Genomic DNA, 13,637 nt, shown 5'->3' on the forward strand with positions numbered 1-13,637 from the left:
GGCGGCTTTTCGCGTGCTAACGTCCCGTCACACTTCGCGTACGGCCGGACACCGGCCGGGTGTGGCACCACGGGGAGAAGCGATGGCGGATCCGGACCTGAAGCCGAGCCCGGGGCCGGGCGGCGGGACGCCGACGAAGGTGTCCACGGCGGCGGTCGACAGGGCGGCCACCGCACTCGACGGCATCGCCGGCGACAGCACCGCGGCCGGGAGGACGGCCGACGAGGCGACCGGCGCGGCCGCCGCGAAGCTGAGCGGCTGGGACACCGCCGCCGCGCTGCGCGGGGCGCTCCAGGAGTGGCACGAGCAGGTGTCGCAGCTGAACGGCCGGCTCAACCAGGAGGCCGGGATGATGCGGCAGACCCACACCAACTACCTGGACGTCGAGCACGGCATCGCCGCCTCGTTCACAGGGAAGGCGTGAGCGTGCTCGGCTTCGAGGACGTCATGAAGGCCGACGTGTCCGCCATGGCCGAGGCCGCCGCCGGCTGGACCGAGATGGCGCGCAGGTACCGGCTCGTCCAGCACCGGCTGGAGAACGAGGTGCTCTCGGTCACCGGCGACCCCGGCCTCTGGCTCGGCCACACCGCGTCCACCGCCGGCCTGCGCCTCGGCCGCACCCGGCAGCAGACCGTCGACGCGCAGACCGAGGCCGCGGCCGTCGCCTCGGTCATCGCCGACGCCCGGAACGACTTCGAGTCGGCGCAGCGGAAGCTGGGGCAGACCGTCTCGGACGCCCGGGCCGACGGCATGAAGGTGACCGGCACCGGCACCGCCGTGTTCGACGTCTCCGCGCTCGACCCGGCGAGCGGGTCCGCCTACCGGCACGAGCCGGACTACCGGCGCGAGCGCGACGAAGCCGCGGCCCGGTGGACGCAGAGGATCCGGGTCCACCTGGAGGAGGCCACCGCCGCCGACGCGCGGGCCGCCCTCCGGCTCCGCCGCGCCGCCAGGGTCGGCGACCTCGTGAACGAGTTCAACGGCCGGGCGGTCGGCGGCGGCGACGAGGCGGACGGCAGGCGCGCCGCCGAACTCGCCGCACGGCTCAAGGACGGGAGGACGCTCACCCCGGAGGAGCTCGCCGAGCTCGGGAACCTGATGAAGGCCGGCTCCGGCAGCCCGGTCTACGGCCGGACCCTGCTCGCCGCACTCGGCCCCGAGGGCGCCCTGCTGCTCGCCGACGAGCTGGAAGTACGGATCAACGAGCGGAACGGCCGGCTCAAGCGCGAGTACGGCGGGCTGCAGGCCGACCTGGCCGACACCCTCGCCGGCGCCACCCGCGACACGGACTCCGCGTTCTACCGGGACTTCCGCAGGGGTCTGCGGGAGGCCGGCGTCAGGAACCTCAACGCCCGCCGCTTCGGGCGCGGTTCGGAGCCGATCTACGGCTACCAGACGCTCGTCACGCTGCTCCGGAAGGGCGGCGCCGGCTACGGCACGCAGTTCCTGAACGACCTCGGCACCGACGTCCTGGCCGCCGAGCGCGAGGACAACCGCTGGAAGGTCCGCCAGTTCAACGGCCCCCGCCCGGACCTGGTGCACGACCCGGTGGACGGCGTGCTCGGGCTGATGGGCCGGAACCCGGAGGCCGCCACCCTCTTCCTGGACCCGAAGAGCCCCGGAGCCGAGGGCCGCCTCGGCTACCTGCTGCGCGAACGCGACTGGCCCACCGGCTACGTCAGCACCCTGGTCGGCCCGCCGATGCGGGACACCGCCACCCACCGCAGCGGCCTCGCCGCCGCGCTGGAGGCCGCCTCCACCGGCGACGTCCCGGGCGGGGGCAGCCACGACGGCGGCCCGCACACCCCGGCCCAGGCGCGCGTCATGCAGGGCGTCATCGACGCCCTGGACGCGGACGGCAGGGGCGCCGAGGTCCACGAGGACCTGCGCGTGCCGCTGGCCGACGCGCTGTCCGACTACGCGGCCGACACGCATCTCATCCTCAGCGAGCACGTCTCGACCGCCCGGCACGACAGCGCCTGGGAGCAGGACGGCGAGGGCCGTCTCGGCGGCGGCGCCGACCACGTCGTCCGGGTGATGCGCGGCACCGCGGAGGAGCCGGAGGCCTACGCCGTGCTCTACGGCGCCGAACGGGCCAGGGCCGCCGAAGCCCTGGCCGGGATCCCCGCCGAGCCGCGGTACGACGCGGAGGAGCGGCAGATCCCGGCACGCCAGATCGGGACTGCGCTCGGGGCCTTCGACGCGATCCGCTCCTCCGTCATCCTGGACGAGAAGGACGACCGGACGGAGTGGGCCGAGGAGACCGGCGGGTTCGCCTCCTCGGCGAACGGCACCGTGACCGGGTTCGTCCCGGAGGTCGGGGCCGTCGCCGGCGCCTTCGTCGACCTCGGGATCGGCGGGTGGGTGGAGAACGTCAAGGAGGACGCCCGGCACGCGGGCAACACCGGCTCCGCCGACGCCCACCACGCCGCTCTGACCCAGGGCAAGGTCATGGCGTCGGGCTGGGGCGCGGCGACCCACGCGGACGAGGAGTCGGCCAACCTCGTCTCCGCCGAGCTGGGCACCGGACACGCGACCGGCCGCGCGAACGCCATGAGCGCCCTCGGACGGAACGGCCAGAAGTGAGGCCCGCCCGCCGCGTGCGCCTGCGAGCCGGAGAGCCCGCCGCCCGGAGCACCGCCGTACGGAACGCCACTGCCCGGAACGCCGCTGCCCGGCACCCCGCCGTGTGAGCGGGGTGCCGGGCAGCGGGCGTACCGGTGTCCCGGGCTCTCGGGCTCTCAGGCGCCGATGGCGTGCAGGCCGCCGTCCACGTGGACGATCTCGCCGGTGGTCTTCGGGAACCAGTCCGACAGCAGGGCGACGACGCCGCGGCCGGCCGGCTCCGGGTCGCTGACGTCCCACTTCAGCGGCGAGCGGCTGTCCCAGGTGGCGGCCAGGTCGCCGAAGCCGGGGATGGACTTGGCGGCCATCGAGCCGATCGGGCCGGCCGAGACCAGGTTGACCCGGATGTCGCGCGGGCCGAGGTCGCGGGCCAGGTAGCGGGAGGTGGCCTCCAGCGCGGCCTTGGCCGGGCCCATCCAGTCGTACTTCGGCCAGGCGAACTGGGCGTCGAAGGTGAGGCCGACGACCGAGCCGCCGTCCTGCATCAGCGGGAGCAGCGCCATGGTGAGCGACTTCAGCGAGAACGCCGAGACCTGCATGGCGGTCGCCACGGACTCCCACGGCGTGTTGAGGAAGTTGCCGCCCAGGGCGTCCTGCGGGGCGAAGCCGATCGAGTGGACGACGCCGTCCAGGCTCGGCAGGTGCTCGCGGACCTGGTCGGCGATGCCGGCCAGCTGCTCCTCGCTGGAGACGTCCAGCTCCAGGACCTTCACCGGGTTCGGCAGCTTCTTGGCGATGCGCTCGGTCAGGCTCGGCCGCGGGAAGGCGGTGAGGATGATCTCGGCGCCCTGCTCCTGGGCCAGCTTGGCCGTGTGGAACGCGATGGAGGACTCCATCAGCACACCGGTGATCAGGATCCGCTTGCCCTCAAGGATTCCGCTCATGTCAGTGACCCATGCCCAATCCGCCGTCGACGGGAATGACGGCTCCGGTGATGTACGCGGCCTCGTCGGAACCGAGGAACCGCACGGTGGAAGCGACCTCGGCGGGCGCCGCGTAGCGGCCCAGCGGCACGCCGGCGACGATCTCCGCGCGGCGCTCGTCGCTGAGCACCGCGGTCATGTCGGTGTCCACGAAGCCGGGGGCGACCACGTTGACGGTGATGTTGCGCGGCCCGAGCTCACGCGCGAGCGAGCGGGCGAAGCCGACCAGGCCGGCCTTGGAGGCGGCGTAGTTGGCCTGCCCGGGGGAGCCGGAGAGGCCGACCACCGAGGAGATGAGCACGATGCGGCCCTTGCGGGCGCGCATCATCAGCCGGGAGGCGCGCTTGACCACGCGGAACGTGCCGGTGAGGTTGGTGTCCAGGACGGAGGTGAAGTCCTCCTCCGACATGCGCAGCAGCAGCGTGTCGTGGGTGATCCCCGCGTTGGCGACCAGCACCTCGACCGCGCCGTGCGCGCCCTCGATCTCGGTCAGCGCCGCGTCTACCTGGGCGCTGTCGGTGATGTCGCAGCGAACCGCGAGCACGTCGTACTTGGCCAGCTGCTCGGGCACCTCACCCGACCGGCTGGTGATGGCGACCTTGTCGCCCGCCTCGGCGAAGGCCAGGGCGATCGCGAGGCCGATGCCCCGGTTACCTCCGGTGACGAGAACCGAGCGGCTCAACGATCCACCTCTCTCCGTAGTGTGCGTACGTGGTGTGCGTACGTCGCGATGTCCGCGTACGTCGCAATCATGTACGCGGTGTGACGCTATCGGTCGGCCCGGCGCGGCGGCGAATCGGTCTCCCACAGCGCCTCACCAAAGGAACTGTCGGTACCCGACAATCCGTGCCCATGCCATTTTCGCCCGATCCGCCGGCGCACCGGGGCCGGATTGTGGTGTCCGCTGCGTGCCGGACCGGGAACCCGGCGACGGGGTGCACCCGTTGCCCCCGTGGTGTGGCACGAGCCGGGGCCGCCGCACCGCAGACGCCGGACAAGGCCCCGGCGACGAGCGGAGGCAGAGCGCGGATGAGCGAGGCACAGCCGGGGACCACCCACCGGCGCGGACGACTGCTGGCCCTGACCGCGCTGGCGGCCGGGGCGGGAGCGGTCGCCTGGGCGCTGCGCGACCTTCCGGCGGCGTTCGGTCGGCGGCCGGACGGCGAGCGGGAGGAGCGGCTGCGCAACTCGCCGCAGTACCGCGACGGCGTCTTCCACAACGCGCCCTCCGAGCTGGCCCGGCCGGCCGGCGCGCCGTCCGTCGACCGGGACACCGTGCGCCGGATGCTGTTCCAGCGCGAGGGCCGGACGCCGCGCCACCCGGTGCCGACCGTCCGCCCGGCCGGCGGCGCGGGCCCGGCCGCCGAGGGCGTCGCGATCACCTGGTACGGGCACGCCTCGGCGCTGGTCGAGATCGAGGGGTCGCGGGTGCTGCTCGACCCGATCTGGAGCGAGCGCTGCTCCCCCGCCGCCCAGGTGGGCCCGCGCCGGCTGCACCCGGTGCCGGTGGAGCTGGAGGAGCTGCCGCAGGTCGACGCGGTGCTGATCTCGCACGACCACTACGACCACCTGGACATGGCGACCGTCCGCCGGCTGGTCCGCAGCCAGTCCGCGCCGTTCGCGGTGCCGCTCGGCATCGGCTCCCACCTGCGCCGCTGGGGGGTGCCGGAGCACCGGATCATCGAGCTGGACTGGGACGAGACCTGCACGCTCGGCGAGCTGGCGCTCACGCTGACCGCCGCCCACCACTTCTCCGGGCGCGGGCTGACCCGCAACACCACGCTCTGGGGCTCCTGGGTGGTCGCCGGGCCGACCCGCAAGGTCTTCTACACCGGCGACTCCGGCTACTTCGAGGGGTACGGGCGGATCGGCGCCGAGCACGGCCCGTTCGACGCCGCGCTGGTCCAGGTCGGCGCGTACGACCCGGCGTGGGCGGACATCCACATGACCCCGGAGGACGCCGTCCTCGCCCACCGCGAGCTGGCCGCGGACCTGCTGGTGCCGGTCCACTGGTGCACCTTCAACCTGGGCCTGCACCCCTGGGCCGAGCCGATCGAGCGGCTGCTTGTCGAGGCCAAGGAGCAGGGCGTGCGGCTGGCGGTGCCGCGCCCCGGCGAGCGGGTGGACGTCGACAACCCGCCGGAGCTGGACGGCTGGTGGGAGGCGGTCGGGTAGCGGAACCCGGGGCGCCGCACGCCGGCGGCGCGTGTCACGGTGGAAATGCGCTGGCCGAAACCCCTTTGACGGGAAATGATGCCGTGCGGGTACCCCTGTATCCCGGGGTGCCCGCACCATCCTTCCCCCCGACCAGGGAGCCCGATTGCCTCCGCTGCCCCCGACCAGCAGTGCCGGCGCCCCGCGCGCCGTCGACCCGCTCTTCCTCGGCTACCCGCTGCGCGCCCTCGCCGACGCCGCCCTCGACCGCGCCCGCCGGCTCGGCGCCGCGCACGCCGACTTCCGCCTGGAGCGGGTCCGCAGCGCCTCGTGGCGGCTGCGCGACGCCCGGCCTGCGGGCACCTCCGACAGCGTCCAGCTCGGCTTCGCCGTCCGGGTGCTGCTGGACGGCGCCTGGGGCTTCGCCGCGGGGGTCGACCTCACGCCCGAGGCGGCGGCGCGCGTCGCCGAGCAGGCCGTCGCGGTGGCCAGGCTCTCCGGCGGGATCAGCCGCGCGGCCGGGTCGACCGAGCGGGTCGAGCTGGCCGACGAGCCGGTCCACCGGGACGCCACCTGGATCTCCGCGTACGACGTGAACCCCTTCGAGGTGCCGGACGCCGAGAAGACGGCGCTGCTCGCCGACTGGAGCTCCCGGCTGCTGGCCGCCGAGGGCGTCTCGCACGTCCAGGCCACCCTGCTGACCGTCCAGGAGAACAAGTTCTACGCGGACACCGCCGGCACCGTCACCACCCAGCAGCGGATCCGGCTGCACCCGGTGCTGGAGGCCACCTCGGTGGACGAGCGCACCGGCGCCTTCGACTCGATGCGCACGCTGGCCCCGCCGGTCGGGCGCGGCTTCGAGTACCTGACCGGCACCGGCTGGGACTGGGACGCCGAGCTGGCCGGGCTGCCGGGCCTGCTGGCCGAGAAGATGAAGGCGCCGGGCGTCGAGCCGGGCCGCTACGACCTGGTCATCGACCCGTCCAACCTCTGGCTGACCATCCACGAGTCGATCGGCCACGCCACCGAGCTGGACCGCGCGCTCGGCTACGAGGCCGCCTACGCCGGCACCTCCTTCGCCACCTTCGACAAGCTCGGCTCGCTGAAGTACGGCTCCGAGCTGATGCACGTCACCGGCGACCGCACCGCCGAACACGGCCTGTCCACCATCGGCTACGACGACGAGGGCGTCGCCACCCAGTCCTGGGACCTCGTGAAGGACGGCGTCCTGACGGGCTACCAGCTCGACCGCGGCATGGCGAAGCTGAAGGGCTTCGAGCGCTCCAACGGCTGCGCCTTCGCGGACTCGCCCGCGCACGTCCCGGTCCAGCGGATGGCCAACGTCTCGTTGCAGCCGGCCGCGGACGGCCCGTCCACCGAGGGCCTGTTCGCGGGTGTCGAGAACGGCCTGTACATCGTCGGGGACCGCTCGTGGTCGATCGACATGCAGCGGTACAACTTCCAGTTCACGGGGCAGCGCGCCTACGCCATCCGGAACGGCGAACTCGCCGGCCAGGTCAAGGACTTCGCCTACCAGGCGACCACCACCGACTTCTGGGGATCGATGACGGCCGTCGGCGGACCGCAGACCTACGTCCTGGGCGGCGCCTTCAACTGCGGCAAGGCGCAGCCCGGCCAGGTCGCGGCGGTCAGCCACGGCTGCCCCTCGGCCCTGTTCCGGAACGTCAACGTGCTCAACACCCAGCAGGAGGCGGGTCACTGATGACCGCGATTCAGCCCCACGAACTCGTCGAGCTGGCACTCGGCCTCTCCCGCGCCGACGGCTGCGTGGTGATCGCCGACGAGGAGTCGACCGCCAACCTCCGCTGGGCGGGCAACGCGCTGACCACCAACGGCGTCACCCGGGGCCGCCGGCTCACCGTGATCGCCACGGTGGCGGGCGCCGAGGGTACCGCCTCCGGCGTGGTCTCCCGCGAGGCCGTCACGCCGGAGGACGTGGAGGGCCTGGTCCGGGCCGCCGAGGAGGCCGCCCGCGCGGCCGGTCCCGCCGAGGACGCCCAGCCCCTGGTCGCGGCCGGTGCGCAGAAGGACTCGCCGGACTTCACCGAGCCGCCGGCGGAGACGTCGATCGCGGTCTTCGAGGAGTTCGCGCCGGCCCTCGGCGCGGCCTTCGCGCGGGCCGCCGCACAGGGCGAGCTGCTGTACGGCTTCGCCCGGCACGAGCTGGTCTCCAGCTACCTGGGCACCTCCACCGGCCTGCGGCTGCGCCACGACCAGCCGACCGGCATGGTCGAGCTGAACGCCAAGACCGCCGACCTGTCGGGCTCGGCCTGGGCGGGCGCCGCCACCCGGGACTTCTCGGACGTGGACGTCACCGCCCTGCACGCCGGGCTGACCACGCGGCTCGGCTGGGGCGCACGGCGGATCGACCTGCCGGCCGGCCGGTACGAGACGCTGCTGCCGCCCTCCGCCGTCGCCGACCTGATGGTGTACCTGAACTGGTCCGCCGGCGGCCGGGACGCCTTCGAGGGCCGGACGGTCTTCTCCAGGCCCGGCGGCGGCACCCGGATCGGCGACGAGCTCAGCGGGCTGCCGCTGACGCTGCGGTCCGACCCGGCCGAACCCGGTCTGGAGGCGGCGCCGTTCGTGCTCGCGCACGCCACCGAGGGCGACTCCTCGGCCTTCGACAACGGCCTGCCGCTGTCCGCCACCGAGTGGATCCGCGACGGCGAGCTGGCCGGGCTGGTCACCAGCCGCCACTCGGCCGGCCTGACCGGCCTGCCGCTGCGCCCGGCGGTCGACAACCTGGTCCTGGAGACGGCCGACCAGGAGGCCGCGCCGACCCTGGACGAGATGATCGCCCGGACCGAGCGCGGACTGCTGCTCACCTGCCTCTGGTACATCCGGGAGGTGGACCCGGCGACGCTGCTGCTCACCGGCCTCACCCGGGACGGCGTCTACCTGGTGGAGAACGGCCGGGTGGTCGGCGCGGTGAACAACTTCCGGTTCAACGAGTCGCCGGTGGAACTGCTCGGCCGGATCACCGAGGTGGGCCGCACCGAGCGCTGCCTGCCGCGCGAGTGGAGCGACTGGTTCACCCGGACGGCGATGCCGCCGGTCCGGGTCGAAGGATTCAACATGAGTTCGGTCAGCCAGGCCTCGTAGCCGGGCTGCCGCGGGGGGAAGGATCGGGAGACGTGGACGAGAAGCGCACGGTCAGGACGAGCAAGATGCTGTCCCGCATCCTCCGGCACGAGCCGGAGCGGGCGGGGCTGACGCTGGACGCGGCCGGCTGGGTGCGGGTGGACGCCCTGCTGGCCGCGCTGGCGGCCGGGGGCACCCGGCTGACCAGGGCCGAGCTGGACCACGTGGTGGCGACCAACAACAAGCGCCGCTTCGCCTACTCGGAGGACGGCCTCTCGATCCGGGCCAGCCAGGGGCACACGGTGGCGGTCGACCTCGGTCTGGCCGCCGCCGTGCCCCCGGCGGTGCTGTTCCACGGCACCGCCACCCGGAGCCTGGCCCCGATCCTCCGCGAGGGCCTGCGGCCGATGGCCCGGCAGGACGTCCACCTCTCCGCCGACACGGAGACGGCCACCCGGGTGGGCGCCCGGCACGGCCGCCCGGTGGTGCTGGCGGTCGACGCGGCCGCGATGGCGGCCGCCGGCCACGAGTTCCGGATCAGCGCCAACGGCGTCTGGCTGACCGACGCGGTGCCGCCGGAGTACCTCTCCCAGCCGTAGGAGTGCGTGTCCGCCCGACCCGGTCTCGTCGCCGGTGCCCCTGCGGCGTACCGTGAGGAGGGCCGCGCGGAGAGGCGCGCGGGTGCGCGGACGAGGGCGGTTGGACATGGGCAAGGGCGCCGGCGATGGCGAGGTCTACCGGATCACCGGGGCCCGCAGCAGCCTCACCGAGGACGTCCGCGGGCGGCAGCGCCGCTACGTGGCGTCGATGCTGCTGCGGACGGCCTGCGTGCTGCTCGCGGTGGCGCTGTGGGACGTGCAGCGGTGGGTGGCGTTCGCGGCGCTGGCGGGCGCGGTGCTGCTGCCCTACTTCGCGGTGCTGATCGCCAACGCGGGCCGGGAGCGGGCGCCGGGTCTGCCGTCCACCTTCGACGTGCCGCCGACCACTCCGCTGATGCTCGGCCCCGGCGGAAGGGGCGGGTCGGGTGTGACGCACGGTACCGATGTGGCCGAGCGCATGCCCACCGATTCTTCACAGAAGCCGAACTGACTGTCCGTTTTGGTGAGTTTTCCACCCTTACGATCAGTGGAAAGCTCAGAAGAAGCTCAGATTAATCATGCAAGACCTCCCCATGCACGGGTAGGACCGTGACATACTGCGTACGCGCTCCGCATCCCCCGTCGGAGCGACGGACCGACGCCGGGCGGCTCCCCCCGTGGCTGCCCGGCGTCGCCATGCCCGCACACGACCGACGGCGGCGACGAGCCCCCCGGACGGCGCACGGGCACCGTCCGGGCGCGTGACAGACTGGCGGTGACGACACCCGCCGACCTCCTGAGGACGACCCCGATGCTGCTCCCGGACGCCCCGCAGCCGCAGACCCCGATCTGCTCCGCCAAGGGCTGCCGGTCCGACGCCGCGTGGGTGCTGGTGTGGAACAACCCCAAGCTGCACACCCCGGACCGCCGCAAGACCTGGCTCGCCTGCCCGGAGCACCGCGAGCACCTCTCCCAGTTCCTGGGCGTGCGCGGCTTCCTCAAGGAGGTCGTCGCCTTCGCCGACTGGACCCCCGAAGAGAACTGAGGACACCGGCCCGGCCCCGGCCGCTAGCCGCCGATCGCCGACATCGGCCGGTCGGGCTGGTGGAACTCCGGGGCGTCGATCCCGGCGCCGGCCTTCTTGCCCCACATCGCCGCCCGCCAGAGCGCGGCCAGTTCGGCGTCGTCGGCACCCGAGCGCAGCGCCGTCCGCAGGTCCGTCTCACCGGTCGCGAAGAGGCAGTTGCGCACCTGCCCGTCGGCGGTCAGCCGGGTGCGGTCGCAGGCGCGGCAGAACGGGCGGGTCACCGAGGCGATCACCCCGACCCGGCCCGGGCCGCCGTCCACCACCCAGCGCTCGGCGGGCGCGGCGCCCCGGCGGGCGGAGGGTTCGGGGGTGAGCGTGAACCGGGCGGCCAGCCGCTCCAGGATCTCCTCGGCGGTGACCATCGCGGAGCGGTCCCAGCCGTGCTGGGCGTCCAGCGGCATCTGCTCGATGAACCGCAGCTCGTAGCCGCGCTCCAGGCACCAGGCGAGCAGTCCGGGCGCCTCGTGGTCGTTGACCCCGCGCATCAGCACCGCGTTCAGCTTGACCGGCGTCAGTCCGGCGGTCTCGGCGGCGGCCAGGCCGTCCAGCACGTCCTGGTGGCGCCGGCGGCGGGTGAGGGTGTGGAAGGTGTCCGGGTCGAGGGTGTCGAGCGAGACGTTGACCCGGTCGAGCCCGGCGGCGCGCAGCGCGGCCGCGGTCCGGGCCAGGCCGATGCCGTTGGTGGTGAGCGAGAGCTCGGGGCGCGGCTCCAGCCCGGCGCAGGCGGCGACGACGGAGACCAGCCCCGGCCGCAGCAGCGGCTCCCCGCCGGTGAAGCGGACCTCCCGGACGCCGAGGTCGCGCACGGCGACGGTCACCAGCCGGACGATCTCCTCGTCGGTGAGCAGCTCCGGCTTGGCCAGCCACTGCAGGCCCTCCTCCGGCATGCAGTAGGTGCAACGCAGGTTGCACCGGTCGGTGAGGGAGACCCGCAGGTCGACGGCGCGGCGGCCGAAGGTGTCGAGCAGCACGGCGGTCCCTTCCCGAGAACGGCGGCCCCAGGAACGCGGCCGGCCCGGCCCACCGTCTCGGCAGGCCGGGCCAGCTTAGCCAGCGGCCGTCCGTCAGTGGGCTCCCAGTCCGGTCAGCGAGCGGACCTCCAGTTCAGCGTACTTCGCCGGGTCGGCCGGCTCGCGGGCGAGCAGGGTGCCGATCCAGCCCGCCAGGAAGCCGACCGGGATGGAGACCAGGCCGGGGTTCTCCAACGGGAACCAGTGGAAGTCCGAGTGCGGGAAGAGCGAGTTCTTGCCGCCCGAGACGACCGGGGAGAACGCGACCAGCACCACCGACGTGACCAGCCCGGCGTAGACCGAGCTGACCGCGCCGACGGTGTTGAACCGCTTCCAGAACAGCGAGAAGAGCAGCGTCGGCAGGTTGGCCGAGGCGGCCACCGCGAAGGCCAGCGCGACCAGGGCGGCGGTGTTGAGCTTGTCGGCGAACAGGCTCAGCACGATCGCCACCGCGCCGATCGCGGCGGCGGCCCACTTGGCCGCGTTGACCTCCTCCCGCTCGGTGACCTTGCCCCGCCGGATGACGTTGGCGTAGAGGTCGTGGGCGAAGGAGGCGGAGGAGGCGAGGGTGAGTCCGGCCACCACGGCGAGGATGGTGGCGAAGGCGACCGCGGAGATCACCGCCAGCAGGACGGCGCCGCCGGTGGTGCCCGCGCCGCCGCCGAGCGTCTCGGCGAGCTGCGGGGCGGCGGTGTTGCCGGCCGCGTTGGCCGCCTTGATCGCCTTGGGGCCGACCAGCGCGGCCGCCCCGAAGCCGAGCGCCAGGGTCATCAGGTAGAAGCCGCCGATGATCCCGATGGCCCAGAGCACCGACTTCCGGGCCGCCTTGGCGGTGGGCACCGTGTAGAAGCGGACCAGGATGTGCGGCAGGCCGGCGGTGCCCAGCACGAGCGCCAGGCCGAGGCTGATGAAGTCGAGTTTGCTGGTGCCGGTCACGCCGTACTTCAGCCCGGGTTCAAGGAAGGCGTTGGCCTTGCCGCTGGCGTCGGCGGCCGCGCCGAGCAGCGCGGAGACGTTGAAGTTGTACTTGGCCAGTACCAGGACGGTCATCAGGGCGGTGCCGGCGATCAGCAGCACGGCCTTGACGATCTGCACCCAGGTGGTGCCCTTCATGCCTCCTATGGCGACGTAGACGACCATCAGCGCGCCGACCGCGACGATGGTCCACCGCTTGGCGCCGTCCCCGCTGACGCCGAGCAGCAGGGCGACCAGGGTGCCCGCGCCGACCATCTGGGCGAGCAGGTAGAAGATCGACACCACGATGGTGGAGATGCCCGCGGCGGTGCGGACCGGCCGCTGGCGCATCCGGAAGGCCAGCACGTCGGCCATGGTGTAGCGGCCGGAGTTGCGCAGCGGTTCGGCGACCAGCAGCAGCGCCACCAGCCAGGCGACCAGGAAGCCGATCGAGTAGAGGAAGCCGTCGTAGCCGAAGAGCGCGATGGCCCCGGCGATGCCGAGGAAGGACGCGGCGGACATGTAGTCGCCCGAGATGGCCAGGCCGTTCTGGAAGCCCGAGAAGCTGCGGCCGCCGGCGTAGAAGTCGGCGGCGTCCTTGGTCTGGCGTCCGGCCCAGACGGTGATGCCGAGGGTGGCGAGCACGAAGAGCCCGAACAGGGTCATCGTGAGGCCGCGGTGCTCGGTGGCGGAGCTGGCGAGGTCGGCGGGACGGGCGGGGTGGGCGAGCACGGCGCTCGCGAGACGGCTGGCGGGCAGGGTCATTCGGCGGCCTCCCGGGGGGCGTGGACCACCGCGCCGCGCGCCTCGCGGATGGCGGCGGCGGGTGGGTCGAGCCTCCGGTCCGCGTAGCGCGCGTACCAGGCCGCGATGGCGAAGGTGGTGACGAACTGGAGCAGTCCGAGCACCAGGGCGATGTTGATGTGCCCGACGACCTTGGTGCCCATCAGGCCGGGGGCGTAGCTGGAGAGCAGGACGTAGAGCAGGTACCAGAGCACGAAGCCGATGGTGACCGGGAAGGCGAAGTTCCGGAACGAGCGCCGGAGGGCGCGGAACTCCGCGCCCTCCTCGATGAGTTGGGTTTCCGTAGCGGTGGTGGTGATCGGCGGCGATTCCACTCTGACTCCTCACTCCTTCGGCGTAGTGGTCGCACCAGTGGAACGATCGGACGTGAGCGGCGTCACAGTCCGGATGCGCGCCG

13 protein-coding genes are annotated in these 13,637 nt (G+C 73.4%); 8 read left to right on the plus strand and 5 right to left on the minus strand.

The window, feature by feature from the left end; all coding sequences use genetic code 11:
• The first annotated feature begins 82 nt into the window (after positions 1 to 82).
• On the plus strand, positions 83 to 424 hold the full coding sequence (locus tag AC067J_RS29810; protein ID WP_478304371.1) for a hypothetical protein: 342 nt from the start codon (positions 83 to 85) through the stop codon (positions 422 to 424).
• A complete protein-coding gene (locus AC067J_RS29815; protein WP_478304373.1) occupies positions 421 to 2,586 on the plus strand; it encodes a hypothetical protein in 2,166 nt (721 codons plus the stop codon). Before AC067J_RS29810 ends, AC067J_RS29815 begins: the two co-directional genes overlap by 4 nt.
• 155 nt (positions 2,587 to 2,741) lie before the next feature.
• On the opposite strand, the gene fabI is transcribed toward AC067J_RS29815, so the two are convergent.
• Both fabI and fabG read right to left on the minus strand, forming a co-directional pair.
• Complete coding sequence (fabI, locus tag AC067J_RS29820) at positions 2,742 to 3,509, minus strand: enoyl-ACP reductase FabI (RefSeq protein ID WP_478304374.1); 768 nt, start codon at positions 3,507 to 3,509, stop codon at positions 2,742 to 2,744.
• Between the two features lies 1 nt (position 3,510).
• Positions 3,511 to 4,230 (minus strand): 3-oxoacyl-[acyl-carrier-protein] reductase, encoded by a 720-nt coding sequence (gene fabG, locus AC067J_RS29825; protein ID WP_478304376.1) that lies wholly within the window; start codon positions 4,228 to 4,230, stop codon positions 3,511 to 3,513.
• Between the two features lie 347 nt (positions 4,231 to 4,577).
• Here fabG and AC067J_RS29830 point away from each other — a divergent pair, with 347 nt between their 5' ends.
• The 6 genes from AC067J_RS29830 (at position 4,578) to AC067J_RS29855 (ending at position 10,430) form a co-directional block, all read left to right on the plus strand.
• Entirely contained in the window at positions 4,578 to 5,723 is a 1,146-nt protein-coding gene (locus AC067J_RS29830; protein ID WP_478304378.1) for an MBL fold metallo-hydrolase, read from the plus strand.
• A gap of 154 nt (positions 5,724 to 5,877) precedes the next feature.
• Positions 5,878 to 7,425: a TldD/PmbA family protein gene (locus tag AC067J_RS29835; protein ID WP_478304614.1), complete on the plus strand. Its 1,548-nt coding sequence runs from the start codon at positions 5,878 to 5,880 to the stop codon at positions 7,423 to 7,425.
• Entirely contained in the window at positions 7,425 to 8,828 is a 1,404-nt protein-coding gene (locus AC067J_RS29840; RefSeq protein ID WP_478304380.1) for a metallopeptidase TldD-related protein, read from the plus strand. Before AC067J_RS29835 ends, AC067J_RS29840 begins: the two co-directional genes overlap by 1 nt.
• Before the next feature lie 32 nt (positions 8,829 to 8,860).
• Entirely contained in the window at positions 8,861 to 9,406 is a 546-nt protein-coding gene (locus AC067J_RS29845) for an RNA 2'-phosphotransferase (RefSeq protein ID WP_478304382.1), read from the plus strand.
• Between the two features lie 106 nt (positions 9,407 to 9,512).
• Positions 9,513 to 9,896 carry a DUF3099 domain-containing protein gene (locus AC067J_RS29850; protein ID WP_478304384.1) on the plus strand — a complete coding sequence of 128 codons (384 nt, stop codon included), beginning with the start codon at positions 9,513 to 9,515 and terminating at the stop codon, positions 9,894 to 9,896.
• 300 nt (positions 9,897 to 10,196) lie between these two features.
• On the plus strand, positions 10,197 to 10,430 hold the full coding sequence (locus tag AC067J_RS29855) for a hypothetical protein (protein WP_478304616.1): 234 nt from the start codon (positions 10,197 to 10,199) through the stop codon (positions 10,428 to 10,430).
• A 23-nt stretch (positions 10,431 to 10,453) separates the two neighbouring features.
• On the opposite strand, the gene moaA is transcribed toward AC067J_RS29855, so the two are convergent.
• The 3 genes from moaA to AC067J_RS29870 form a co-directional block, all read right to left on the minus strand.
• Positions 10,454 to 11,443 carry a GTP 3',8-cyclase MoaA gene (moaA, locus tag AC067J_RS29860; RefSeq protein WP_478304385.1) on the minus strand — a complete coding sequence of 330 codons (990 nt, stop codon included), beginning with the start codon at positions 11,441 to 11,443 and terminating at the stop codon, positions 10,454 to 10,456.
• Positions 11,444 to 11,536: 93 nt separating this feature from the next.
• Positions 11,537 to 13,102 (minus strand): solute symporter family protein, encoded by a 1,566-nt coding sequence (locus AC067J_RS29865; protein WP_478304618.1) that lies wholly within the window; start codon positions 13,100 to 13,102, stop codon positions 11,537 to 11,539.
• A gap of 95 nt (positions 13,103 to 13,197) precedes the next feature.
• Positions 13,198 to 13,554 carry a DUF485 domain-containing protein gene (locus tag AC067J_RS29870; protein WP_478304387.1) on the minus strand — a complete coding sequence of 119 codons (357 nt, stop codon included), beginning with the start codon at positions 13,552 to 13,554 and terminating at the stop codon, positions 13,198 to 13,200.
• Positions 13,555 to 13,637 lie beyond the last annotated feature (83 nt).

The sequence above is a fragment of the Kitasatospora sp. NPDC042419 genome (genome assembly GCF_056437345.1).

Excerpts from the sequence above, each read along its gene's own strand:
- AC067J_RS29865 (WP_478304618.1), bottom strand. The coding sequence starts at position 13,102 with ATGACCCTGTTCGGGCTCTTCGTGCTCGCCACCCTCGGCATCACCGTC.
- fabI (WP_478304374.1), bottom strand. The coding sequence starts at position 3,509 with ATGAGCGGAATCCTTGAGGGCAAGCGGATCCTGATCACCGGTGTGCTG.
- AC067J_RS29855 (WP_478304616.1), top strand. The coding sequence starts at position 10,197 with ATGCTGCTCCCGGACGCCCCGCAGCCGCAGACCCCGATCTGCTCCGCC.
- AC067J_RS29810 (WP_478304371.1), top strand. The coding sequence starts at position 83 with ATGGCGGATCCGGACCTGAAGCCGAGCCCGGGGCCGGGCGGCGGGACG.
- AC067J_RS29830 (WP_478304378.1), top strand. The coding sequence starts at position 4,578 with ATGAGCGAGGCACAGCCGGGGACCACCCACCGGCGCGGACGACTGCTG.
- AC067J_RS29840 (WP_478304380.1), top strand. The coding sequence starts at position 7,425 with ATGACCGCGATTCAGCCCCACGAACTCGTCGAGCTGGCACTCGGCCTC.
- AC067J_RS29850 (WP_478304384.1), top strand. The coding sequence starts at position 9,513 with ATGGGCAAGGGCGCCGGCGATGGCGAGGTCTACCGGATCACCGGGGCC.